Source organism: Streptomyces sp. DSM 106670 (assembly GCF_055792845.1).
Genome location: NZ_CM147704.1, coordinates 6,057,788 through 6,080,984, shown reverse-complemented (window position 1 = coordinate 6,080,984; position 23,197 = coordinate 6,057,788). Strand labels below are relative to the sequence as shown.

The 23,197-nt window shown below is 72.5% G+C and carries 17 protein-coding genes; 3 read left to right on the top strand and 14 right to left on the bottom strand.

The annotated features are described in order from the left end of the window. Positions 1 to 45: 45 nt before the first annotated feature. The 3 genes from ACSMXR_RS27055 (at position 46) to ACSMXR_RS27045 (ending at position 2,742) form a co-directional block, all read left to right on the top strand. Positions 46 to 1,002 carry an aldo/keto reductase gene (locus ACSMXR_RS27055; protein ID WP_473172450.1) on the top strand — a complete coding sequence of 319 codons (957 nt, stop codon included), beginning with the start codon at positions 46 to 48 and terminating at the stop codon, positions 1,000 to 1,002. A gap of 139 nt (positions 1,003 to 1,141) precedes the next feature. Next, a complete protein-coding gene (locus ACSMXR_RS27050) occupies positions 1,142 to 2,353 on the top strand; it encodes a PQQ-dependent sugar dehydrogenase (RefSeq protein WP_308342273.1) in 1,212 nt (403 codons plus the stop codon). Positions 2,354 to 2,391: 38 nt separating this feature from the next. Then, a complete protein-coding gene (locus tag ACSMXR_RS27045; protein ID WP_473170108.1) occupies positions 2,392 to 2,742 on the top strand; it encodes a DUF6191 domain-containing protein in 351 nt (116 codons plus the stop codon). A gap of 27 nt (positions 2,743 to 2,769) precedes the next feature. On the opposite strand, the gene ACSMXR_RS27040 is transcribed toward ACSMXR_RS27045, so the two are convergent. The 14 genes from ACSMXR_RS27040 to ACSMXR_RS26975 all read right to left on the bottom strand — a co-directional run bounded on the left by ACSMXR_RS27040 (position 2,770) and on the right by ACSMXR_RS26975 (position 23,194). Continuing rightward, entirely contained in the window at positions 2,770 to 5,919 is a 3,150-nt protein-coding gene (locus ACSMXR_RS27040; RefSeq protein WP_473170107.1) for a helix-turn-helix transcriptional regulator, read from the bottom strand. Positions 5,920 to 5,972: 53 nt separating this feature from the next. Next, positions 5,973 to 6,149, bottom strand: coding sequence for a hypothetical protein (locus ACSMXR_RS27035; RefSeq protein WP_319597014.1), 177 nt, complete (start codon positions 6,147 to 6,149; stop codon positions 5,973 to 5,975). 231 nt (positions 6,150 to 6,380) lie between these two features. Continuing rightward, positions 6,381 to 7,088: a hypothetical protein gene (locus tag ACSMXR_RS27030; RefSeq protein ID WP_473170106.1), complete on the bottom strand. Its 708-nt coding sequence runs from the start codon at positions 7,086 to 7,088 to the stop codon at positions 6,381 to 6,383. Between the two features lie 59 nt (positions 7,089 to 7,147). After that, positions 7,148 to 7,705 carry a GNAT family N-acetyltransferase gene (locus ACSMXR_RS27025; protein ID WP_137234551.1) on the bottom strand — a complete coding sequence of 186 codons (558 nt, stop codon included), beginning with the start codon at positions 7,703 to 7,705 and terminating at the stop codon, positions 7,148 to 7,150. Further along, positions 7,683 to 9,923, bottom strand: coding sequence for an MMPL family transporter (locus tag ACSMXR_RS27020; protein WP_473170105.1), 2,241 nt, complete (start codon positions 9,921 to 9,923; stop codon positions 7,683 to 7,685). The genes ACSMXR_RS27025 and ACSMXR_RS27020 overlap by 23 nt, the downstream gene beginning before the upstream one ends. 189 nt (positions 9,924 to 10,112) lie before the next feature. After that, positions 10,113 to 12,215, bottom strand: coding sequence for a phosphocholine-specific phospholipase C (locus tag ACSMXR_RS27015; protein WP_473170104.1), 2,103 nt, complete (start codon positions 12,213 to 12,215; stop codon positions 10,113 to 10,115). Positions 12,216 to 12,349: 134 nt separating this feature from the next. After that, complete coding sequence (locus ACSMXR_RS27010) at positions 12,350 to 13,609, bottom strand: SLC13 family permease (RefSeq protein ID WP_364885563.1); 1,260 nt, start codon at positions 13,607 to 13,609, stop codon at positions 12,350 to 12,352. A 79-nt stretch (positions 13,610 to 13,688) separates the two neighbouring features. Next, on the bottom strand, positions 13,689 to 15,197 hold the full coding sequence (gene gatB / locus ACSMXR_RS27005) for an Asp-tRNA(Asn)/Glu-tRNA(Gln) amidotransferase subunit GatB (protein WP_473170103.1): 1,509 nt from the start codon (positions 15,195 to 15,197) through the stop codon (positions 13,689 to 13,691). 16 nt (positions 15,198 to 15,213) lie between these two features. After that, positions 15,214 to 15,447, bottom strand: coding sequence for a hypothetical protein (locus tag ACSMXR_RS27000; RefSeq protein WP_030078978.1), 234 nt, complete (start codon positions 15,445 to 15,447; stop codon positions 15,214 to 15,216). 5 nt (positions 15,448 to 15,452) lie between these two features. Then, on the bottom strand, positions 15,453 to 16,955 hold the full coding sequence (gene gatA / locus ACSMXR_RS26995) for an Asp-tRNA(Asn)/Glu-tRNA(Gln) amidotransferase subunit GatA (RefSeq protein WP_137234546.1): 1,503 nt from the start codon (positions 16,953 to 16,955) through the stop codon (positions 15,453 to 15,455). A 5-nt stretch (positions 16,956 to 16,960) separates the two neighbouring features. Further along, positions 16,961 to 17,257, bottom strand: coding sequence for an Asp-tRNA(Asn)/Glu-tRNA(Gln) amidotransferase subunit GatC (gene gatC, locus ACSMXR_RS26990; protein WP_003966094.1), 297 nt, complete (start codon positions 17,255 to 17,257; stop codon positions 16,961 to 16,963). A gap of 115 nt (positions 17,258 to 17,372) precedes the next feature. Further along, positions 17,373 to 19,541 carry a putative bifunctional diguanylate cyclase/phosphodiesterase gene (locus ACSMXR_RS26985; RefSeq protein WP_137234545.1) on the bottom strand — a complete coding sequence of 723 codons (2,169 nt, stop codon included), beginning with the start codon at positions 19,539 to 19,541 and terminating at the stop codon, positions 17,373 to 17,375. 360 nt (positions 19,542 to 19,901) lie between these two features. Further along, positions 19,902 to 22,133: an NAD-dependent DNA ligase LigA gene (ligA, locus tag ACSMXR_RS26980; RefSeq protein WP_381789392.1), complete on the bottom strand. Its 2,232-nt coding sequence runs from the start codon at positions 22,131 to 22,133 to the stop codon at positions 19,902 to 19,904. A gap of 32 nt (positions 22,134 to 22,165) precedes the next feature. Beyond that, positions 22,166 to 23,194, bottom strand: a complete 1,029-nt coding sequence (locus ACSMXR_RS26975) for a methionine synthase (protein ID WP_137234543.1) — start codon at positions 23,192 to 23,194, stop codon at positions 22,166 to 22,168. Between the last annotated feature and the right edge of the window lie 3 nt (positions 23,195 to 23,197).

The window sequence follows — 23,197 nt, the reverse complement described above, 5'->3', positions numbered from 1 at the left end:
TTCGGGGAGTTGGAGAGCAGGACAATCGGGGCGGCGGGGCTTGCCGTGGGCACGGTCGGTCTCGGCTGTATGCCGATGAGCTGGGGTTACAGCGCGTCGCAGCAGCTCGGCGACCGTTCGGTGCGGACGGTGCACGCGGCTCTGGACGCGGGCGTCCGGCTGCTCGACACCGCGGACATGTACGGCCCGTTCACCAATGAGCTGCTGGTGGGGCGGGCGTTGAAGGGCCGCCGCCAGGAGGCGTTCGTCTCCACCAAGTGCGGGCTGCTGATGGGCGATCAGCACATCGTCGCCAACGGCCGTCCCGGGTACGTCCGCCGGGCCTGCGACGCCTCGCTGCGGCGGCTCCAGACCGATGTGATCGACCTGTACCAGCTGCACCGGGCCGACCCCGAGGTGCCGGTGGAGGAGACCTGGGGTGCGCTGGCGGAGCTGGTGACCGCGGGCAAGGTGCGCTCGCTCGGACTGTGTGCGGTGGGGGCGCGGGCCCCGCGCCGCTCGGGCGAGGGGCCGCATGAGGGAACGATCCGGCAACTGGAGCGGATCCAGCAGGTCTTCCCGGTCAGCGCCGTGGAGGCGGAGCTGTCGGTGTGGTCGCGCGAGGCGTTGGCGGAGCTGCTGCCGTGGTGTGTGGCGCGCGGGGTCGGGCTGCTGGCCGCGATGCCGCTGGGCAGCGGTTATCTGACCGGGACGCTGAAGCCGGGCCAGGGTTTCGAGCCGGAGGATCTGCGGGCCAGGCATCCGCGGTTCACGGCGGAGGTGATGGCGGCGAACCAGCCGGTGGTGGCCGGTCTGCGGCGGGTCGCGGAGCGCCGGGGGGCGACCGTGGCCCAGGTGGCGCTGGCGTGGGTGCTGCGCCAGGGGCCGCATGTGGTGCCGGTGCCGGGGGCGAAGCGGGAGCGGTGGGCGGTGGAGAACGCCGGGGCGGCGCGGGTGGTCCTGGACGACCGGGACCTGGCGGAGATCGACGCTCTGCCCGCCGCCCGTGAATCGTGGGACTGAGAGGGGCGGGTCCGGTGGACCGGGCGGCGCGGCCCGTACGGCGGGAGAATGGGCGGATCGGGAACTCCTGGGCCTGCCGAGGTGTAGGAACAGGGTGCGGGAGCAGGTAGTCGGGCAAGCGTCGAAAGGAATCGGTTCCGTGCGTGGTGCTCAGTTCGGACCTGTGCAGCCCCGGGCGATGCGCAGGGGGGTGGTGGCGGCGCTGGCGTCGGCCGCCCTGCTGCTGTCGGCCGCGTGTTCCGCCGACGGGGACGGGGGTGCGTCCGGGCGGCCCGCGGGTTCCCCGACCGCCTCGGAGGGCTCCGCTCCGCCGGCCTCGCCGAGCCGCTCGGCCGATCTGCCGCCCGCGAAGGGGTCGGCGAAGGTCGTCTCGACGCTGACCGAGGAGCTGAAGTCGCCGTGGGGTCTGGCCGCGCTGCCGGGCGGTGATCTGCTGGTGTCCTCGCGGGACGAGGGCACGGTGCACCGGATCGACGGCGAGAGCGGGAAGCAGACGCTGCTGGGCTCGGTGCCCGGGGTGGCCCCGGCCGGCGAGGGCGGGCTGCTCGGGCTCGCCGTCTCCTCCACGTTCGGCGCGGACCAGCTGGTGTACGCCTACTTCACCACCACGTCCGACAACCGGATCGTCCGCATGAGTTACGACGAGAAGCGCCCGGCGGGGCAGCAGCTCGGCGCTCCGGACACCGTCCTGCGCGGCATCCCCAAGGGCAGCATCCACAACGGCGGCCGGATCGCCTTCGGCCCGGACAAGATGCTGTACGCGGGCACGGGCGAGACCGGGGACACCGGGCTGGCCCAGGACAAGGAGTCGCTGGCGGGCAAGATCCTGCGGATGACCCCCGACGGCGAGCCGGTGCACGGCAATCCGGAGGCGGACTCGGTGGTGTATTCGTACGGGCACCGCAATGTGCAGGGGCTCGCCTGGGACGCGCAGAAGCGGCTGTGGGCCGCCGAGTTCGGCCAGAACACCTGGGACGAGCTGAATCTGATCGAGCCCGGCGGGAACTACGGCTGGCCCGAGGTCGAGGGCCGGGAGGGCGAGGACGGGTTCATCGACCCGGTGGCGCAGTGGAAGACCTCGGAGGCCTCCCCCAGCGGGATCGCGTACGCGGAGGGCTCGATCTGGATGGCCGGGCTGCGCGGTGAGCGGCTGTGGCGGATTCCGCTGGCGGGCGAGAAGGCGGCGGAACCTTATGCCGACCCCCAGTCGTTCCTGGATGAGAAGCACGGCCGCCTGCGCACTGTGGTGAGTGCGGGGAGCGACCGCTTGTGGCTGGTCACCAGCAACACGGACGGACGGGGTACGCCGAAGCCCGGGGACGACAGGGTCCTCCTGGTGGAAGTGGAGTAGCCGCTCGCCCGCGCGGCATGTCGGAGGGAGCACGGCCGGTGTTCAATTTCTTCGAGGAGCTCTTCGCCCCGGGACGCAAACACGTCTCCGACGAGCAGAAGCGGCTGGAGCTGAGCCGGGTGGACCTCGGCATCGGCGATCCGAACCGGGGGCCGATAGACCTGACCTCCGGGAAGGTGACCGTGCGCGCCCCGGTGCTGGACGGTGACCCGGTGCTGGACAGTGCGCCGGTCCTGGCCGGTGAGCCGGCCCGGGACGATGCTGCCGAGCACCGGAACGGGCGTATGCGGCCGGTCGCGCCCGAGCAGGACGCCGTGCTGGACCGGCCCCGGGCCGGGAAGCCGGTGAGCGGGCCGGAGCGCCGGGCCGAGGACGATCCCAAGGGCTAGGGTGTTTGCGGCGGATCTTGACCGGGTTTACGCGGCCGGGTAGAGCCGGAGGCGGTGGGCGAGGGCGGCCGCCTCGCCCCGGCTGGAGACGCCGAGCTTGGCCAGGATGTTGGAGACGTGCACGCTCGCGGTCTTCGGCGAGATGAACAGCTCCTCGGCGATCCTGCGGTTGGTGTGCCCCGCCGCGACCAGCCGGTGCACATCCTGCTCGCGCGGGGTCAGCCCGAAGGACGCCACGGCGGCGACGGCCGGGTCCTGCTCCTGGCCCGGCGCCCGCTCCCGGCCCGCTTCGCCCGGCTCGGCGGCCAGGACGGCCGGGTGGATCCCGTCGTCGTGGCCGGGCGCCGCGCCGGAGCCGTCCAGGGTGATGCGGGCCCGGGCCGCCAGTTGTTCGACCGCCTCGGCGAGCGGGCGGGCGCCGAGCCGGCGGGCGGTCTCCAGGGAGCGGTGCAGCAGGGCCGTGGCGGTGGACCGGTCGCCGGGGGCGATGAGCAGCGACTCCGCCCAGCGGCGGTGGATCTGGGCCAGTTGGTACGGGCGGCACAGCGGGCCGAAGGCCTCGGCGGCGCGGGCCCAGTGGCCGGGGGTGTCCGTGCCCTCCGCCCGAGCCAGCTCCGCCTCGATGAAGACGCCGTGGGCCGCCCATACGGGGACGAGCATCGGGAGGTTCTTGACGCACCGGCGGATCAGGGCGAGCAGCCTCGGACGGTCCGGTTCGGCGGCGGGCAGCCCGCGGGCGTCCGCCTCGATCATGGCGGCGGTCTGGAGCAGCGGCAGGGCGTAGCGCTGGGTGCCGGGCGGGAAGCCCGCCGAGGCCAGCTCCTCGAACGCGGTCCTGGCCTCGGCGAGCCTGCCCTGGAGGGCGGCCAGCACCATGCCGTGCCGGACGGGGTCGATCACATGCTGGTGCTGCGGATCGCGGTGCCCGAAGAGCTTGCGGACCTGGGCGAGCAGCTCCTCGCCCTCGGCGAAGTCACCGCGGGAGACGGCCAGTTCGGTACGGCGGAGGGCGGCGAGGCCCTTGCCCCTGGGGCCCAGCGCCAGCCGGGCGGCGGAGGCGGCGGCGGTCTCGCTCTGGGTCCAGTGGCCGAGGGAGAACAGGGACTGGGACTGGTTGGCGTACACCCAGGCCCCGGAGTCGGCCAGACCGTGGCTGTGGCAGATCCGGATGCCGTGGTCGGCGGCGGCGACGGCCTCCAGCGAGCGGCCCATCGCCTCCAGCGAGGAGGGCAGGTTGACGCTGACCCGGCCCAGCAGGTTCATCAGGTGCAGTTTCTCTGCGCGGTCGCGGACGGCGTACATCTCGGCGAGGCCGTCCTCGACGCTGCCCGCGTCGGCGGTGAGCCAGCCCCGGGTGAGGCGGGCGTGCAGCTCGATGTACTCGTCGCCGACGAGCCGGGCGTACTCCACCGCGCGGTCGCTGTCGGCCAGCGCCTCCGGGCCCGGCCGGTGCAGCGCCTTCCAACTGGCCACGTTGGTCAGGACGTCGGCCTGCACGGGGGACGGCGGCAGTCCGCGTACCAGTTCCTGCGCGGTGGCCAGCTCCTCCCAGCCGTCCCCCTTGTCGAGGGCCTGCGCCAGCCGGCTGCGCTGCACCAGGAACCAGGCCTCGCGCAGCGGGTCGGACTCGGAGGCCAGGACCCGCATGGCCTTCTTGGAGATGGCCAGGGCGCGTTTGCGGTCGCCGCCGAAGTGGGCGGCGACGGTGGCCTCGGCCATCACGTCCAGGTAGCGCAGCGGGGTGTTCTCCGGGTCGCACGCGGAGGCCGGGTAGACCTCCGCGTAGTCGAAGGGGCGCAGGGTGGCGCGCACCGCGTCGGGAACGTCGTCCCACAGCTCCATCGCCCGCTCCAGGAGCCGCAGTTGCTCGGAGTAGGCGTAGCGGCGGCGGGCCTCGACGGCCGCCCGGAGGACGGCGGGCAGGGCCTTGGGGGCGTCGTGGGCGGCGTACCAGTAGCTGGCGAGGCGGGTGGCGCGTTCGTCGTCCCGTACGAGGGAGGGGTCGGCCTCCAGGGCTTCGGCGTACCGGCGGTTGACGCGGGTGCGTTCGCCGGGCAGCAGGTCGTCGCTGACGGCCTCGCGGACCAGCGAGTGCCGGAAGCGGTAGCCGTCGCTGTCGGGCGCGGGTTGCAGCAGGTTGGCGCCGACGGCCGCGCGCAGGGCCTCGTCGAGCTCGTCCTCGCCGAGGCCGGCGACGGCGGCGAGCAGTTCGTGTTCGACGAAGGAGCCGCCCTCGGCGACGATCCTGGCGACCCGCTGGGCGTGCTCGGGCAGCGCCTCCACGCGGACGAGCAGGAGGTCGCGGAGCGATTCGGTCAGCCCGGAGCTGTCGCCGCAGCACTCCAGGGAGCGGGCCAGTTCCTCGACGAAGAAGGCGTTGCCGTCGGAGCGGTCGAAGATCTCGTCGACGAGTGCGGCCTCGGGCGTCTCGGCGAGGATGCCGGCGAGCTGGTGGCCGACCTCGTCGTGGCTGAACCGGTCGAGTTCGACGCGGGTGACGGTGCGCAGCCGGTCCAGCTCGGCGAGGAGCGGGCGCAGCGGGTGGCGGCGGTGGATGTCGTCGGCGCGGTAGGTGCCGACGACCATGAGGCGGCCGGTGCTCAGGGTGCGGAAGAGATAGGCGAGCAGATGCCGGGTGGAGGCGTCCGCCCAGTGCAGGTCCTCCAGGACGAGGACGACCGCCCGGTCGGCGGAGATCCGCTCCAGCAGCCGGACGGTGAGTTCGAAGAGGCGGGCGGTGCTGTGTTCGTCGGTCGCGTCCCGGTGGGCCTCGCCCAGTTCGGGCAGCAGGCGGGCCAGTTCGCCCTCCTGCCCGGCGACGGCGGCGGCCATCTCCTCGGGCAGGGCCCGGCGCAGGGCGCGCAGGGCGGTCGGGAAGGGGGCGAACGGCAGTCCGTCGGCCCCGATCTCGACGCAGGACCCGACGGCCACCACGGCGTCACGCCGCTCGGCCGCCGTGACGAACTGCTCGACCAGCCGGGTCTTGCCGACGCCCGCCTCGCCGCCGATCAGCAGCGCCTGGGGGTCGCCGGACGCGGCCCGCCCGAGCGCCTCGGTGAGCGAGGCGAGCTCTTCGGCGCGCCCGACGAACACGGGGCTCACTGACCTGGTCTCCACGCCGCCGAGCATCGCATACGCGTACGAGGCGGCGGGATGTTTTTCGCCGACGGTGATCATGCTCCGGGCGCGGTCCGGTGCCGGCTCGGCGGTCCTCCCTGGCCCGGACACGGTCAGGCGGCCGGGGCGAAGCGGGTGCGGTCGGCCTCCATCACCTTCCCTCCCGGATCGCCGCGTCCGGTACGGCGGGCGGCGCGGCGGAGGCGGCGGGCCCGGCCGATCTCGCGCTCGGCGTCGGCCCGGCGGATCAGCTCGGCGGAGGTGTAGCGGTAGAGCTCGTACGCGTACATGAGGTACTCCCTGGTTCCTGGTCGTGGCAGCGGACCGGAGGGGTGCCCGGCCGGTCGGCCGGGGCCCTGTGTTCGCTGTGTCTCCACTGTCGTCGGCCAGGAGGGGGTGCCGCATCGGGCGAGTTCCGCATCTTCGCGGCGGTGGGGGCCTTAGGCGGGCCCACCCCGTGTCCGAGGGATGAGCGGGGGCCTTAGACGTGTGCCGTACGGGGCCGTACGAGGCGGCCCGGGTCAGCCGGCGGCCGGGGCGCCCGCGGTGGGCAGCGCGGCGAAGAGGTCGAAGTACATGCCCACGGAGATCAGGACGCCGAGCGCGCCGAGGGCGACACCGGCCAGGGCGACCGCGCGGACCCAGGCGGGCTGCGGCCTCTCGGAGGGGACGCCGAAGGCGGGGCGGACCAGGACGAAGACGCCGACGAGCAGGGCCAGGACGGCGAAGACGCCGTTGACCAGGGCGGTGGTGTGCCAGGCGTCGCCGTAGATCTCGGAGATCTGCTGGGCCGCGCTGCCGCCGCCGGACGTCTTGATCTGGCCGATGAGCGTCTCGCGCTCGGCGGCGACCCGGCCGGTCCACGCGCCGGTCAGGGCGACGACGCCCAGGGCGGCGGAGACGACGGCGGCCGCGCCCGCGCCGACGCCGTGCCGGGCCTCGGTGAAGGGGTCGGGCTCCAGGTCCTCGTCGGCGTCGTCGGCCTCGGCCTCGGCCTCGGCGGTCCGGTCGGCGAGGTCGTCGGAGGCGGTCGTGGCGTCGGCCGCGTCGGACGGCGTACCGGTGGCGTCCTTCGCGAGCGGGTCCTTCGCCGTGGCGTCCTGCCCGGTCGTGTCGTGCCCGGTCGCGTCCTCCGTAACGGCGTCGGCGGCGCCTTCGGCGGGGTCGGTCGTCCCGGCGGGCGGGGTGGTCGTGGACGGGGTCGTCGTCTTGGAGGGGGTGGTGTTCATGCGCCGCACGCTAGGGGGCCCGGATGAGAGCCCCCTTAACGCCGGGCGTGCGCCGGGCCTCAGCGCCCCGCGCGGGCCTTCCACTCCGGGGCGAGGACGGACCAGATCTCCGAGTCGTGGCGCTCCCCCCGGTAGAAGTAGCTCTGCCGGAGCACTCCGTCCCGGGTCATCCCGAGCCGCTTCGCCACCGCGATCGACCGGGTGTTCCCGGGAGAGGCGTCCCACTCCACGCGGTGCATGCCGCGTTCGTACACCGCCCAGTCGATCAGGCGCTCGGCGGCGCGGGTGATGAGCCCGCGGCCCTGGGCTGCGGGCTCCAGCCAGACGCCGACCTCGCAGTTGCCCCGCTCGGCGTCGAAGGACGGGAAGAGGACGCCGCCGACGAGGGTGCCCGCCAGCCAGATCCCGTACAGCCGTCCGGTGTCCGCCGCCTGCTTGTCCGCGTACTTCTGGAGCAGGGCGCGCGCCGAGTCCAGGTCGGTGGCGTAGGAGGCGAACGGGATCCACGGGTCGAGCAGCTCCCGGGCCCGGTCCATGTGGGCCAGGAACTCCACGGCCTGCCAGGGCTCCAGCGGGCGCAGCTCCGCGGTGTCGTCACCCAGCGAAATGGCGAACATCGTGCTCCTCCTCGGCGTGCGCGGCGCCCTCCTCCGTGGCGCGCGCCCCCGGGATCTTCGCATGGAGCGGTACGCAGTCGGGCGGCTCGATGCTGATCCTGGGCAGCCGGCGCTCCAGCCAGCCCGGCAGCCACCAGTTCGCCCCGCCGAGCATGTGCATCAGGGCGGGCACCAGCAGGGTGCGCAGGACGAAGGCGTCCAGCGCCACGGCGGTGGCGAGCGCGATGCCGAACATGGCGATGACCCGGTCGCCGCTGAGCACGAAGGCGAGGAAGACGGAGATCATGATCACGGCGGCGGAGTTGATCACCCGGCCGGTCTCGGCGAGACCGACCCGGACGGCCCGCCGGTTGTCGCCGGTCTCCAGCCACTCCTCGTACATCCGTCCGACCAGGAAGACCTGGTAGTCCATGGAGAGGCCGAAGAGGACCGAGACCATGATCACCGGCAGGAAGGGTTCGATGGGCCCGGCGCTGCCGAGGCCGAGCAGTTCGCTGCCCCAGCCCCACTGGAAGACGGCCACGACGACGCCGAAGGAGGAGGCGACGGCGGCCACGTTCATCACGGCGGCCTTGAGCGGGATGCCGATGGAGCGGAAGGCCAGGAGCAGCAGCAGGCAGCCGAGTCCGATGACGACGCCGACGAAGAGCGGCAGCTTGCCGACGATGATCTCGGCGAAGTCGTCGTAGCTCGCCGTCACCCCGCCGACATGGGCCTCCAGCGAGGTCGCGTCCTGGACCGTCGGGAGCACGTCGGCGCGGATCCGGTCGACCAGCTCGCTGGTGTCCTGCGACTGCGGTGACGAGTCGGGTACGACGGTGAGGAAGGCGGTGTCGCCGCCCGCGTTGTAGGTGACCGGGCTGACGGAGGCGACGCCCTCGGTGGAGCGCAGCTTCTCGGGCAGCGAGTCCAGCGCCAGCCGGTCGTCCGCGCCGTCGAGCTGGGCGGCGATGGTGAGGGGGCCGTTGACCCCGGGCCCGAAGCCGTCGGCGAGCAGGTCGTAGGCCTGCCGGGTGGTGGCCGTGGCCGGGTTGTTGCCCTGGTCGGAGGTGCCCAGGTGGAGGCCGAGGGCGGGCAGCGCGAGCACCACCATGACGACGGCCGCGATGCCTCCGAGCAGCTTGGGGTGGCGCTCGACGAAGGCGGACCAGCGGGCGGCGAAGCCGGTGGGCAGCTCGGGGCGCGGTCCGTGTTCGGCGAGCTCGCGCCGCTCGCGGCGGCTGAGCGCCCGCATCCCGATGAGCGAGAGCAGGGCGGGCAGCAGGGTGACCGAGGCCATCACGGTGAGGACGACGGTGAGCGAGGCGGCGATGGCGACGCCGTTGAGGAAGCCGAGCCGCAGGATCAGCATGCCGAGCAGGGCGATACAGACGGTCGCCCCGGCGAAGACGACGGCCCGGCCGGTGGTGGTGACCGCGTTCTGCGCCGCTTCGTCGACCGACATCCCGCGCCGGAGGCCTCTGCGGTGTCTGGTGACGATGAACAGCGCGTAGTCGATGCCCACGCCGAGCCCGATGAGCATGCCGAGCATCGGGGCGAAGTCGGCGACGGTCATCACATGGCCGAGCAGCACGATGCCCGCGTAGGCGGTGCCCACGGAGACCAGGGCGGTGGCGATGGGCAGCAGGCTGGCGGCGAGCGAGCCGAAGGCGAGGAAGAGCACGACGGCCGCGACGACGACGCCGATGCCCTCGGCGAGGTGGACGGAGGGCGCTTCGGTGAGGGCGACGGCGGTGCCGCCCAGCTCGACCTGGAGCCCGTCGGCCTCGGCGGCCTTCGCGGTGTCGACGAGGGCCTGCGCCTGGGCGGCGGGGATCTCGTCGGCGGGCTTGTCGAAGGTGACCGTGGCGTAGGCGGTGTGGCCGTCCTCGCTGATCTGGCCGGGGCCGGCGGCTCCGTAGGGGCCGGTGACCCCGCCGACGCCGGGCAGGCCCTCGATCGCGTGGAGCGTGCGGGTCATGGTCTGCTCGACGTCGGCGGCGCGGACCGTGGAGCCGGTGGTGTGCCAGACGACGGTGTCGGTGTCGCCGCCGAGGTCGGTGAAGCCGCGCGAGAGGAGTTCGGTGGCCCGGCCGGATTCCGTGCCGGGGACCTCGTAGTCGTTGGAGTACGCCGAACCCACGAAGCCCGCCGCGGCGGTGGTTCCGCCGAGGGCGGCGAGCCAGATGAGGACGGCGACGAGGCGGTGCCTGATGCACCAGCGGGCGATGGCAGCCAACGGATGAGCTCCCTGCGGGTTCGTGGACCTTTACCCGCAGATAACGTGATCTGCCCGCAAACGTCTCATGACCTGAGACCGTCACTCTGTCAGCAGAACGTGATCCTTTGTCCGTTTCGTGGCCATGGTCACAGGGCTTGATCTGCTCCCTACATGGGATGGATCAGGCCCTGCGACCCTCGGATCCGGTCAGCCGGAGACGCTGGCGCGGCCGTTCTCGATGTGCCCCATGAGCCGTCGCCGGAAGCCGTCCTCCCCGTCGACGGTGACCTCGATGTCGTACCAGCCGCGGGCGTCGGCCGCCGAGTGCACGAGCGACCGGCCGCGGCCCGGCTTGACCGTGACCCGGCGGGCCCAGTCCCGTACGTCGTCCTCGTCGACGTAGCCGAGCGGCCGCACCAGGAAGGTCAGGGGCCGGCGGCCGGTGTTGCGCAGGGTGAGGTGGATGTCGCGGTCGCGGTGGTCGATGCGGCTGGCGACCTCCGCTCCCCCGTCGGCCGGTCCGGCGAACTCGCGCCGGAAGCCGTTCGGGCCGGTGACCGTGAAGCGGTACGCCTCGCCGGTCAGCGGCACGGTCCAGTGCGCGCTGCCCCGGACGTCCTTGTGCTGCGGGGCCGGGAACTCGCCTGCGTACGGGTACAGCGCGAAGTGCGCCGAGGAGCGGCCGGTGTTGTCGAGCTCCACCCGCAGCGCGTCGCCCGACCGCCGGGCCCGGGCGTCCGGCCGGTAGGGCAGCGGGCGCGCCGGGCGTGCGCCGGGCTCCTGCTCGGGCAGCCGCTGGACCGCCGGCGGCTTCGGCTGCCAGCGTCCGCTGACCGGCGGGATCGCGCCGGGCTGCTCCACGGCGGGCTGCCGCCGGGCCCGGGTGAAGTCGAAGGCGGAGGTGAGGTCGCCGGTGACGCGCCGCCGCCAGTCGCTGATGTTGGGCTCCTTCACCCCGGTCCAGCGCTCCAGGAAGCGGATGACGGAGGTGTGGTCGAAGACCTCGGAGCAGACGTATCCGCCGACGGTCCACGGCGAGACGACCAGCAGCGGCACCCGGATCCCGAGGCCGGTGGGACGGCCCTCCCACTGCTCGTCGGTGACCTCGGGCGGTGCGACGGGCGGCGGGACGTGGTCGAAGAAGCCGTCGTTCTCGTCGTAGTTGATCAGTACGGCGGTGTGCCGCCAGACGTCCGGGTGCTTGCCGAGCGCGTCGAGGATCTTGTAGACGATGGTGGCGCTGTGCACGGGCGACGAGGTGCTCGGGTGCTCGGAGTCGATCGCCGAGGGCACCAGGTAGGAGACCTCCGGGAGTGTCCCGGCCGCCACGTCCTTGGCGAACTCGTCCGCCAGCGTTCCGGTGGGCACCCGGCGCAGCGCGCGCTCGAACAGGCTGCGCTCCTGCTTCGTGAGGGTGGCGACGCCCTCCTCCAGCAGCCCGAGGAGCCGGGTGCGCTCGGCCTCGGACGCGCCCCGGACCTTGGCGTAGAAGGCCTCCATGTACGTGTGGCCGCCGGTCTTGGCCAGTGCCTTGCGGGCGATCGCCTTGAAGGTGGCGTAGAACTCGATCTGGTTGTCGGTGAAGTTCTCCCACTCGGTGTACGTGCGCCAGCTGCGCCCGGCCTTCTCCAGCCGCTCGGCGTAGGTGGACCAGTCGTAGCCGGGGTGGGTGCCCTCGCTGTACGCGTCGTTGCCGACGGCCCGTTTCCCGTTCGCCTCGAACCCGGTCTTCCCGCTCCAGAGGTGGTTGCGGTTGGGGCTGGTGGAGGTGTGGATCGAGGAGTGGTAGGCGTCGCAGACGGTGAAGGTGTCGGCCAGCTCGTAGTGGAGCGGGATGTCACGGCGGTCGTAGTACGCCATCGTGGCCGCGGTCTTCGCGCTGATCCAGCCGTTCATCCAGCCGCCGCCCCAGGCCTTCGCGCCGCCGTTCCAGGAGTGGTCGAGGGCGCCGATGTACTGGAGGTCCTTCTTCTGCTCCTCGGCCGCGCCGCGCACCGGGAAGGGCAGCACGGCGGAGCCGGCCGCGTCGGGCTGCTCGAACACCGTGGAGCCGGTGGGCAGCTCGATGGCGTTACGGTCGCCGAAGCCGCGGACCCCGCGCAGGGTGCCGAAGTAGTGGTCGAAGGATCGGTTCTCCTGCATCAGGATCACCACATGCTTGATCGACCCGAGCCCGCCGGACCCCGCGTGGGCGGGCTGCGCGGCGATGGCGGCCTGGAGCGACGGCGGCAGGAACGATCCGGCCGCAGCGGCGCCGAGTGCGCCGCCGCCCAGCGCGAAGAGCCGTCGCCGTGACATGTCCGTGGTCAAAAGAGCCTCCTGGTTCCGGTGGTTACAGCCGGGAAGCTAGTCAGACCGGGTGGCGTCGGGAAGGACTGCGTACGGCCCGGTGGTGAACGTCCAAGAGGTCCGGTCCGAAAGTCCAACCCGGAGTGACGTCCTCCTCACACCCCGATGAGGTGCAGCGACCCCCACAGCGCGAGGGTGGCGGCGAGCAGCGTCGCCGGTACGGTCGCGATCCCCAGCCGGGTGAAGCGGCCCAGCTCCGGGGCGTCCCCGTGGGCGTGCAGGATGCGCCGCCACAGGAGCGTGGCCAGCGAGCCGACGTAGGTGAGGTTCGGCCCGAGGTTCACCCCGATCAGGGCGGCGAGCAGCGGTCCCGGCCCGGCCGCCGCGACGATCGGCAGCAGGGCCAGGATCGCGGGCAGGTTGTTGATCAGATTGGCCAGCAGGGCGGCGACCACGGCCACGCCGAGCAGGGCGGGCAGGGTGTCGCCGGCGGGCAGCAGGGCGGCGATGCCGTCGCCGAGGCCGTTGTCGACGACCGCCTTGACGACGACGCCGAGCGCGAGGACGAAGAGGCAGAACAGCGGGTTGGCCGAGCGGACGACGGCGAGCGGTGTGGTCTCCCGCTTGGCGAGCGCCCGGACGGCGAGCACCAGGGCCCCCGCCAGCGCCGCCCACAGCGGCTCGGCCCCTTCGAACGAGGTCACGACGAACCCGGCCAGGGTCAGCGCCAGCACGACCAGCGTGAAGACGGGAACCGGGGTGCGCTCCGCCTCGGGATCCGGCGCGTGCGCCCCGGCGGCCAGATCGGCCCGGAACGCGCGGCGGAACACGGCGTACTCGACGGCGATGGCGGCGAGCCAGGGCAGCGCCATCAGCGCGGCGAACCGGGTGAAGGAGAGACCGCTCGCGGTGAACGCCAGCAGATTGGTGAGGTTGGAGACGGGGAGCAGGAGGGAGGCGGAGTTGGCCAGGTGCGCGCAGGCGTAGACGTACGGGCGGGGCCGTGCGCCGACCCGGGCGGCGGTGGCGAGGACGACCGGGGTGAGCAGGACGACGGTGGCGTCCAGGCTGAGGACGGCGGTGACGATCGAGGCGACGACGAAGACGCCGCCGAGCAGGGGCCGGGTCTGCCCCCGGCAGGCGCGGGCCACCCAGTCACCGGCGGCCCGGAACAGCCCTTCGTCGGCGCAGAGCTGCGCCAGCACCAGGATCGCGGCGAGGAAGCCGACGACCGGCAGCAGCTCGCCCACCTGCTCCCGGGCCTCGGGCCAGGAGACCGCCCCGACCACCACGACCAGCACGGCGGCGGGCACGGCGACGGTCGCCTCCGGCAGGCCCCGGGGGCGTACGACGGCGAAGGCGAGGACGCCCAGCAGCAGGGCGAAGGAGACGAGTTCGGCGGTGACGGTGTTCAGCGGGTTCTCTCCGGACGGGTGGAGGGGCGGCGCCCCCGTGTCACGGGTGCACCGCCCCTCCGGGTGGTGATCGGGGTGATCAGCCCTCGACGCCGAGCTTCTCCAGGATCAGCTCGCGCACGCGCGCCGCGTCGGCCTGACCGCGGGTGGCCTTCATGACCGCGCCGACGAGCGCGCCCGCCGCCGCGACCTTGCCGCCGCGGATCTTGTCCGCGATGGCCGCGTTGCCCGCGATGGCCTCGTCCACGGCCGTGGACAGCGCGCCCTCGTCCGAGACGACCTTCAGGCCGCGCTTCTCCACGACGGTGTCCGGGTCGCCCTCGCCCGCGAGGACGCCCTCGATGACCTGGCGGGCCAGCTTGTCGTTGAGGTCGCCCTCGGCGACGAGCGCGGCCACCCGGGCGACCTGCTCCGGGGTGATCGGCAACTCGTCCAGACCGCGGCCGGTCTCGTTGGCGTTACGGGCCAGCTCGCCCATCCACCACTTGCGGGCCTGGTCCGCGGGGGCGCCCGCCTCGATCGTGGCGACGATCAGGTCGACCGCGCCCGCGTTGAGGATGGACTGCATGTCGTGCTCGGAGACGCCCCACTCCTCCTTGAGCCGCGCCCGGCGCAGCCGGGGCAGCTCGGGGAGGCCCTTGCGGAGCTCCTCGACCCACTCGCGGGCCGGCGCCACGGGCACCAGGTCCGGCTCGGGGAAGTAGCGGTAGTCCTCGGCGTTGTCCTTGATGCGGCCGGCCGTGGTGGAGCCGTCCTCCTCGTGGAAGTGCCGGGTCTCCTGCACGATCGTGCCGCCCGAGGACAGCACGGCGGCGTGCCGCTGGATCTCGAAGCGCGCGGCCCGCTCGACGGAGCGCAGCGAGTTCACGTTCTTCGTCTCGGAGCGGGTACCGAAGGTCTCGGTGCCGTTGGGCCGCAGCGACAGGTTCACGTCGCAGCGCATCTGGCCCATCTCCATGCGCGCCTCGGAGACCCCGAGCGCCTTGATCAGCTCGCGGAGCTCGGCGACGTACGCCTTGGCGACCTCAGGGGCACGGGCGCCGGCGCCCTCGATCGGCTTGGTGACGATCTCGATGAGCGGGATGCCGGCCCGGTTGTAGTCGAGCAGGGAGTGGGACGCGCCGTGGATACGGCCGGTGGCGCCGCCGACGTGCGTCGACTTGCCGGTGTCCTCCTCCATGTGGGCGCGCTCGATCTGCACCCGGAAGATCTCGCCGTCCTCCAGCTGGATGTCCAGATAGCCGTTGAAGGCGATCGGCTCGTCGTACTGGGAGGTCTGGAAGTTCTTCGGCATGTCCGGATAGAAGTAGTTCTTCCGGGCGAAACGGCACCAGTCGGCGATCTCGCAGTTGAGCGCGAGACCGATCTTGATGGCCGACTCCACGCCGATCTCGTTGACCACCGGCAGCGCGCCGGGCAGTCCGAGACAGACCGGGCAGGTCTGGGAGTTGGCGTCCTGCTTCAGCTCCGTGGAGCAGCCGCAGAACATCTTGGTCTTGGTGCCGAGCTCGACATGGACTTCGAGGCCCATGACGGGGTCGTAGGACGCGAGCGCGTCCTCGTACGACACCAGGTCAGTGACAGTCACGGTGAAACTTTCCCTCTCAGCCCAGCAGGACGTCGTCGTCGCCGAGACGCTTCAGTTCGCGATAGAGGATCGCGAGTCCGGTGACGATGGCGGCCGCGGAGACGGCCGCGTCGACGAGGCGCAGGATGTCGTTGTCGTTGCGGGCGAGCTTCGCCTGCTTGACGACACTGATGGCGCCGAACGCGGTACTGCCCATCGCGATGTACGCGCCCGTCTTGGACTTCTTGAAGTTCTTGGCCTTCTTTGCCATGGCACTCACAGCGACGGAGCCTCCTCAAGCAGCGGATGCCCCCACTTTTCCACGAACGCGGCCTCGACGGCCGCTCCGACCTTGTAGAGCCGGTCGTCCTTCATGGCGGGGGCGATGATCTGCAGTCCGACCGGCAGACCGTCCTCCGGGGCCAGGCCGCAGGGCAGCGACATGGCGGAGTTGCCGGCCAGGTTGGTGGGGATGGTGCACAGGTCCGCGAGGTACATCGCCATCGGGTCGTCGGCGCGCTCGCCGATCGGGAAGGCGGTGGTCGGGGTCGTCGGCGAGACGATCACGTCGACCTGCTCGAAGGCCTTCGCGAAGTCCTGGGTGATGAGGGTGCGGACCTTCTGGGCGGAGCCGTAGTACGCGTCGTAGTAGCCGGAGCTGAGCGCGTACGTCCCCAGGATGATGCGGCGCTTGACCTCGTCGCCGAAGCCGGCCTCGCGGGTGAGGGCGGTGACGTCCTCGGCCGACTTCGTGCCGTCGTCGCCGACCCGCAGGCCGTAGCGCATGGCGTCGAAGCGGGCCAGGTTGGAGGAGCACTCGGAGGGCGCGATCAGGTAGTACGCGGAGAGCGCCAGGTCGAAGGAGGGGCAGTCCAGCTCGACGACGTCCGCGCCGAGCGACTTCAGCAGCTCGACCGACTCGTCGAAGCGCTGGAGCACACCGGCCTGGTAGCCCTCGCCGCGGAACTGCTTGACGACGCCGACGCGCATGCCCTGGACGGAGCCGTTGCGGGCGGCCTCGACGACCGGCGGGACCGGGGCGTCGATGGACGTCGAGTCCATCGGGTCGTGCCCGGCGATGGCCTCGTGCAGCAGCGCCGCGTCCAGGACCGTACGGGCGCAGGGCCCGCCCTGGTCGAGGGAGGAGGAGAAGGCGACCATGCCGTAGCGGGAGACGCCGCCGTAGGTGGGCTTGACGCCGACGGTGCCGGTGACGGCGGCGGGCTGGCGGATCGAGCCGCCGGTGTCCGTGCCGATGGCGAGCGGGGCCTCGTAGGAGGCGAGGGCGGCGGAGGAGCCGCCGCCGGAGCCGCCGGGGATGCGGGTGAGGTCCCAGGGGTTGCCGGTGGGGCCGTAGGCGCTGTTCTCGGTGGAGGACCCCATGGCGAACTCGTCCATGTTGGTCTTGCCGAGGATGACGACGTCGGCGTCGCGCAGCTTCCGCGTGAGCGTGGCGTCGTACGGCGGGACCCAGCCTTCAAGGATCTTGGAACCGACGGTGGTCGGCATGTCCTTGGTGGTGAAGATGTCCTTCAGCGCGAGCGGGACGCCGGCCAGCGGGCCGAGCTTCTCGCCCGCCTCGCGCTTGGCGTCCACGGCACGGGCCTGGGCGAGCGCGCCCTCGCGGTCGAGGTGCAGGAAGGCGTGGACCTTCTCGTCGACCGCGTCGATCCGGGCCAGGTGGGCCTCGGTGACCTCGACGGCGGTCAGCTCGCCGGAGGCGATCTTCCCGGCGATCTCGGCCGCGGTGAGCTTGATGATGGTGCTGATGTCCGTCATGGCGATTAGTCCTCCCCCAGGATCTGCGGCACCTTGAAACGCTGCTGCTCCTGGGCCGGGGCGCCGGAGAGCGCCTGCGCGGGGGTGAGCGACGGACGGACCTCGTCCGCGCGCATGACGTTGGTCAGCGGCAGCGGGTGGGAGGTCGGCGGTACGTCTTGGTCGGCGACCTCGGAGACGCGGGCGACCGCGCCGATGATGTCGTCGAGCTGACCGGCGAAGTGATCGAGCTCTTCGCCCTTCAGCTCCAGACGCGCCAGCCGGGCGAGGTGGGCGACCTCCTCGCGCGTGATGCCAGGCATGCAGCGATCCTCAGGGGTTGGTGTGTGGTTTTGGCCCAATCCTATGGGGTCTCCGGGGGACGGGTGCCCCGGCCCGATGGGGCTACGCCTCCGCGGTCTCCGCTCCCCGGGATCTTCAGGGGGTGTCGGTCTCCGCCGCGCCGTTCACCGCGCCGTTCAGCGACCCGTTCATCGAGCCGGTCGCCGAGGCGGTGGCCGACCCCGCGGCGGCCGCCGCCTGGGCCTTCAGCTCGGCGGGCCTGCGCCAGCCGTGCTCGCCGCGCGCCCGCAGCCAGGCCGTCGTCTCCTGGGGCGGCATCGCGGCCGCCACCAGCCAGCCTTGCACCGCGTCGCACCTGAGGTCGCGCAACCGCTCCCAGGTCTCGTCGTCCTCGACTCCCTCGGCGACGACGACCAGGCCGAGCGAGTGGGCCAGGTCGATGGTGCAGCGGACGATCTCCGCGTCCTCGTGGTCGACGGCGAGGCGGGCCACGAAGGACCGGTCGATCTTCAGCTCGCTGACCGGAAGCCTGCGCAGGTGGACGAGGGAGGAGTAGCCGGTGCCAAAGTCGTCGAGGGACATCTTCACGCCGTGCGCGGTGAGCCCGGCCAGGGTGTCGGCGGCGCGCTGCGGATCCTCCAGCAGCACATGCTCGGTGATCTCCAGTTGGAGCGCTCCCGCGGGCACGCCGTGGCGGGCGAGGCGGGCGGCGACGCCTCCCGCGAAGCCGGGGGTGTGGACGTCGCGCGGGGAGACGTTGACCGCGACCGGTACGAACAGGCCCTGCGCCCGCCAGCGGGCCACCTGGGCGAGCGCCGTCTCCAGGACGTACTCCGTGAGGTGCGGCATCAGGCCGGAGGACTCGGCGATGGCGATGAACTCGTCCGGGGGGACCCGGCCGCGCTCCGGGTGCACCCAGCGCACCAGCGCCTCAAGACCGGCGACCTGCCCGTCGAAGCGGACCTTGGGCTGGTAGTGCAGCTCGACCTCGCCCGCGTCCAGCGCCCGGCGCAGATCGCCGAGGAGCCCGAGCCGGTCGGGGGTGTTGCTGTCCCGCTTGGACTCGTAGACCTCCACGCCCGTGCGGTCCCGCTTGGCCTGGTACATCGCGACGTCCGCCCGGCGCAGCAGGCCCTCGGCGTCCAGGGCGTGGTCGGGGTAGACCGCGACCCCGGCGCTGGCCTCCAGGACGAGGGTCAGCCCGTCCAGGTCGAGCGGCGAGGACAGCTCGGCGACCAGATGGCGGGCGACCTGCTGGGCGCTGGTGGTGGAGTCGGTGTGCGGCAGCAGGACGGCGAACTCGTCGCCGCCGAGCCTGGCCGCCTCCGCACCGCGCGGCAGGGCGAGCCGCAGGCGTTCCGCTATCTGCAGCAGCAGCCGGTCGCCGGCCAGGTGGCCCAGGGTGTCGTTGACCGCGCGGAAGCGGTCCAGGTCGATGAGGACCAGCGCGGAGCGGGTGCCGATGGACTCCGCGTCCTCCAGCGCCGACCAGGTGCGCTCCAGCAGCCACTGGCGGTTGGGCAGCCCGGTCAGCGGGTCGCGCAGCTGCTCCTCGGCGCGGGCGCGGGCGATCCAGAGCGTGGAGTCCAGGGCGATCAGCGGCACCGCGAAGAGCGGCAGCAGGACGGGCATGGACATCGCGACGGCGCAGATCAGCGGGGCGAGCCCGAGGAGCGCGACGGCGACGAGGCCCTGCCGCAGCATCGCGGTCCGGGCGATGGTGGGCAGCCCGCCGTTGTGCGGGGCCTGGGCGTACCACAGCAGGACGCGGGTGACGAGCAGATACGTGGACGCCGTCAGGAGCAGTTCCGGGACGGCCGCGATGCCCCAGTCGAGTGGCTGCCAGGGCTCCTCGACGGTGGGCACCTCGCCGAAGGCGGCCAGCACCAGGGCGGCCGCGCCGATGCCCAGCATGTCGACCCCGCCGTGCAGCAGCCCCTGCCACCAGCGGTGTCGGCGGGCGGTCCCGACGAGCACCACGACGGCGAGGCTGACCAGCACGGCCGGCAGCCAGCCGTACAGCAGCAGCACGGCGAGGGTGAGGGCGGCCCCGGAGCCCGTGCCGCCCCACCAGCGGTCGCGGCCGAGCGCCACCAGATGGCCGACGATGATGCCGGTGAGCACGGCCAGCGACCAGCCCACCGCCCCGTCCGGGAAGAGCGCGTTGCCCTGCTGGACGGTCCGGTAGGACCCGACCACCAGCAGTAACGCGGCGATCCCCACGACGGCGGCGCCCACGGGGGGCGTGAGGCCGACGAAACCTTGCAGCCGCGACACCGGTGCGGCGCTCTCGGTCGGTTTCATTCCGTCCCTCTCACAGCCGGCGGTGCCGATGTCCCTCGGTGGCGCCCGCTCCTGTGACGTCACGGCCCGGTCGAGCAGCCGTGCACGGCGGGCACACCTCTCAACAGTAGGCCGCGAAAGGCTTCCAGGGGCAGCGCTCTACAGCTCTTGCCCGAATGCGAGCCGACCACCCGTCACGATCTGCTAATGGCCCGAACGGGTGGTGCGCCAGGGCCATTCGGGGAACGGCCGACCTTTCTTCACCCCTCTGCCCCGTTTCCTTCCCCGCCCGGGCCGCGCCACGCCGGGGCAGCGTCTCGAAGGCGTCTCGATCCGGAGAACAGCGGGCGACGTGCGGCCCGGCGGTCGGTTACTCCGCGTCTACTCCGCGCTGTCCGCCGGGGCCGCCGCGGGCTCGGATTCCGGTACGGGAAGGGCTGCCTCCCGGGCGCGTTCGGGTCCCTCTTCGAGCAGGATCGCGAATCCGTCCTCGTCGAGCACGGGCACCTTCAGCTGCATCGCCTTGTCGTACTTGGAGCCGGGGTTGTCGCCGACGACGACGAACGCGGTCTTCTTCGACACCGATCCGGCGACCTTCGCGCCGAGGGCCTGGAGCGCCTCCTTGGCTCCGTCGCGGGTGTGGCCCGCGAGGGTGCCGGTGACGACAACGGTGTGTCCGTCGAGGGGGCGGGGACCCTCGTCGGCGTCGGAGCCCTCGTCCGCCATCCGCACCCCGGCCTCGCGCCACTTGCGCAGGATCTCGCGGTGCCAGTCCTCGGCGAACCACTGCTTGACGGAGGCGGCGATGGTCGGGCCGACGCCGTCGGCGGCGGCCAGCTCCTCCTCGGTCGCCTCGTCGATCCGGTCGACGGAGCGGAACTGACGGGCCAGCTCCTGGGCGGCGACCGGGCCCACATGACGGATGGAGAGCCCGGTGAGGATCCGGGCGAGGGGGGCGTCCTTGGCGGCGGCGATGCCCTCCAGCATGGCGACGGCGTTCTTCTTGGGCTCGCCCTGCTGGTTGGCGAAGACCGTCGCGATCTTCTCCTCGCCGGTCTTCGGGTCGCGCTTGGGCAGCCCGCTGTCCTGGTCCAGGACGTACGCCCGGATCGGCAGCAGCTGCTCGACGGTGAGCGAGAACAGATCGCTCTCGTCCTTGAGGACCGGCTCGGCGGGCTCCAGCGGCCGGGTGAGCGCGGCGGCGGCCACATAGCCGAAGTGGTCGATGTCCAGGCACTTGCGCCCGGCGAGGTAGAAGACCCGCTCGCGCAACTGGGCCGGGCAGGTGCGGGCGTTGGGACAGCGGAGGTCGATGTCGCCCTCCTTCATGGGGCGCAGCTCCGTCCCGCACTCGGGGCAGTGGGTCGGCATCTCGAAGGCCTTCTCGGTGCCGTCGCGCAGATCGACGACGGGGCCGAGGATCTCCGGGATGACCTCGCCGGCCTTGCGGAGGACGACGGTGTCGCCGATGAGGACGCCCTTGGCCTTGACCACGTTCTGGTTGTGCAGGGTGGCGAACTCGACTTCGGAGCCGGCCACTTCGACCGGCTCGACCTGGGCGTACGGGGTGACGCGCCCGGTGCGGCCGACGCCGACGCGGATGTTGACCAGCTTGGTGTTGACCTCTTCGGGGGCGTACTTCCAGGCGATGGCCCAGCGCGGGGCGCGCGAGGTGGAGCCCAGGCGCCCCTGGAGCGGGATCTCGTCGAGCTTGACGACGACGCCGTCGATCTCGTGCTCCACGGAGTGCCGGTGGTCGCCGTAGTACGCGATGAACTCCCGTACGCCTTCCAGGGAGTCGACGACCTTGTTGTGCCGGGCGGTGGGCAGGCCCCAGGAGTGCAGGAGGTCGTATGCCTGGGAGAGGCGGTCGATGCTCAGGCCCTCGTGGGCGCCGATGCCGTGCACCACCATGTGCAGCGGGCGGGTGGCGGTGACCTTGGGGTCCTTCTGGCGCAGCGAACCGGCCGCCGCGTTACGGGGGTTGGCGAAGGGCTTGTCGTCGGCGGCGACCAGCCGGGCGTTGAGCTCCTCGAAGTCCTCCATGGGGAAGAAGACCTCGCCGCGGATCTCGACGAGCGCCGGGATGTCCTCGCCCTTCAGGCGGTGCGGGATCTCGGCGATCGTGCGGACGTTGGGGGTGATGTCCTCGCCGGTGCGGCCGTCGCCGCGGGTCGCCGCCCGGGTGAGCCGGCCGTGCTCGTAGGTGAGGTTGACGGCGAGGCCGTCGACCTTCAGCTCGCACAGGAAGTGGTGGTCGGGGGTGCCGACGTCCTTGGCGACGCGCTCGGCCCAGGCGGCCAGCTCGTCGGCGTCGAAGGCGTTGTCCAGGGAGAGCATCCGCTCGCGGTGTTCGACGGAGGTGAACTCCGTGACATAGGGCCCCGCGACCTTCTGGGTCGGCGAGTCCGGGGTGCGGAGCTGGGGATACTCCTCCTCCAGGGCCTCCAGCGAACGCATCAGCCGGTCGAACTCGGCGTCGCTGACGACCGGCTGGTCCTTCACGTAATACCGGAAGCGGTGCTCGTCGATCTGCTCGGCCAGCAGCGCGTGGGTCTCCCGCACGCCTGCCGGGACCGAACTCTCCTGCTCCACCCGCTGTTCGCCCGCCATCGTCCCGTCCTCCTGTGTACCCGTCGTCCCCGTCACTCAGGGTTGTCCGCGAGCGACCTCGCCGCCCGGGCGCTGTGGGCGAGCGCGGTACGGGCGTACGCGGGCGACGCACCCGCGAGACCGCACGACGGGGTGATCGTGACGGACTCGGCGAGAGTCCCCGGATTCAGCCCCAGCCTGCTCCACAGCGTCCTGACTCCCATGACGCTACCGCCCGGGTCCGACAATCCCTCCGAAGCCGCGTCCGTGGAGGGCACCACGCCGAGGAAGAGCTGGGTGGAGCCCTCGACGGCTTCCCCGATCGCCTCCTCCTCACGCTCGGTGAGCAAGGAGAAGTCGAAGGAGATGCCGTCGGCCCCGGCCCGGCGCAGCAGCGCGAACGGCACTTCGGGGGCGCAGGAGTGGACGAGCGTCGTGCCGTCCTCGCCCGCCGCCGCGAGGACGTCGCGCAGGGCCGACTCGACGATCTGGCGGTCGACGGCGCGGTAGGTGCGGTAGCCGCTGGCGGAGCGGATCCGGCCCAGCAGGACGGCGGTCAGGGAGGGTTCGTCGAGCTGGAGGACGACCTTCGCCCCGGGCATCCGGCGGCGGACCTCCGCGAGGTGGGCGCGGAGTCCTTCGGCCAGGGATCCGGCGAGGTCGCGGCAGGCGCCGGGGTCGGCCAGCATGGCTTCGCCGCCGCGCTGTTCCAGGGCGGCGGCGAGCGTCCAGGGCCCGACGGCCTGGACCTTGAGCAGCCCCTCGTACCCCTGGGTGAACTCCTCCAGGGCGTCCAGGTCCTCCCCCAGCCAGGAGCGGGCCCTGCGGGTGTCGCGGCCGGGCCGGTCGCTGATCCGCCAGCCGCTCGGCTCGACGTGTCCGTACATCTCTACGAGCATGCCGATGGTCCGGCCGATCATGTCGGCGCCGGGCCCGCGCGCGGGCAGTTCCGCCAGGTACGGCATGCCCTGGCCGTCGGCGAAGGAGCCGGTGACGGTCTTCGCCGCCTCCCTCGCGTCTCCCCCGGGCATCGACCCGATGCCGGTCGCCGGACACCCGCTGAACTTGCTCTTCTCGCTCACCCG

Bases quoted from the DNA above. Each gene is read 5' to 3' on its own strand.
- ACSMXR_RS27030 (WP_473170106.1), bottom strand. From the start codon at position 7,088: ATGAACACCACCCCCTCCAAGACGACGACCCCGTCCACGACCACCCCG.
- gatC (WP_003966094.1), bottom strand. From the start codon at position 17,257: ATGCCTGGCATCACGCGCGAGGAGGTCGCCCACCTCGCCCGGCTGGCG.
- ACSMXR_RS27000 (WP_030078978.1), bottom strand. From the start codon at position 15,447: ATGGCAAAGAAGGCCAAGAACTTCAAGAAGTCCAAGACGGGCGCGTAC.
- gatA (WP_137234546.1), bottom strand. From the start codon at position 16,955: ATGACGGACATCAGCACCATCATCAAGCTCACCGCGGCCGAGATCGCC.
- ACSMXR_RS26985 (WP_137234545.1), bottom strand. From the start codon at position 19,541: ATGAAACCGACCGAGAGCGCCGCACCGGTGTCGCGGCTGCAAGGTTTC.
- ACSMXR_RS27025 (WP_137234551.1), bottom strand. From the start codon at position 7,705: ATGTTCGCCATTTCGCTGGGTGACGACACCGCGGAGCTGCGCCCGCTG.
- ACSMXR_RS27035 (WP_319597014.1), bottom strand. From the start codon at position 6,149: ATGTACGCGTACGAGCTCTACCGCTACACCTCCGCCGAGCTGATCCGC.
- ligA (WP_381789392.1), bottom strand. From the start codon at position 22,133: ATGGCGGGCGAACAGCGGGTGGAGCAGGAGAGTTCGGTCCCGGCAGGC.
- ACSMXR_RS27040 (WP_473170107.1), bottom strand. From the start codon at position 5,919: ATGATCACCGTCGGCGAAAAACATCCCGCCGCCTCGTACGCGTATGCG.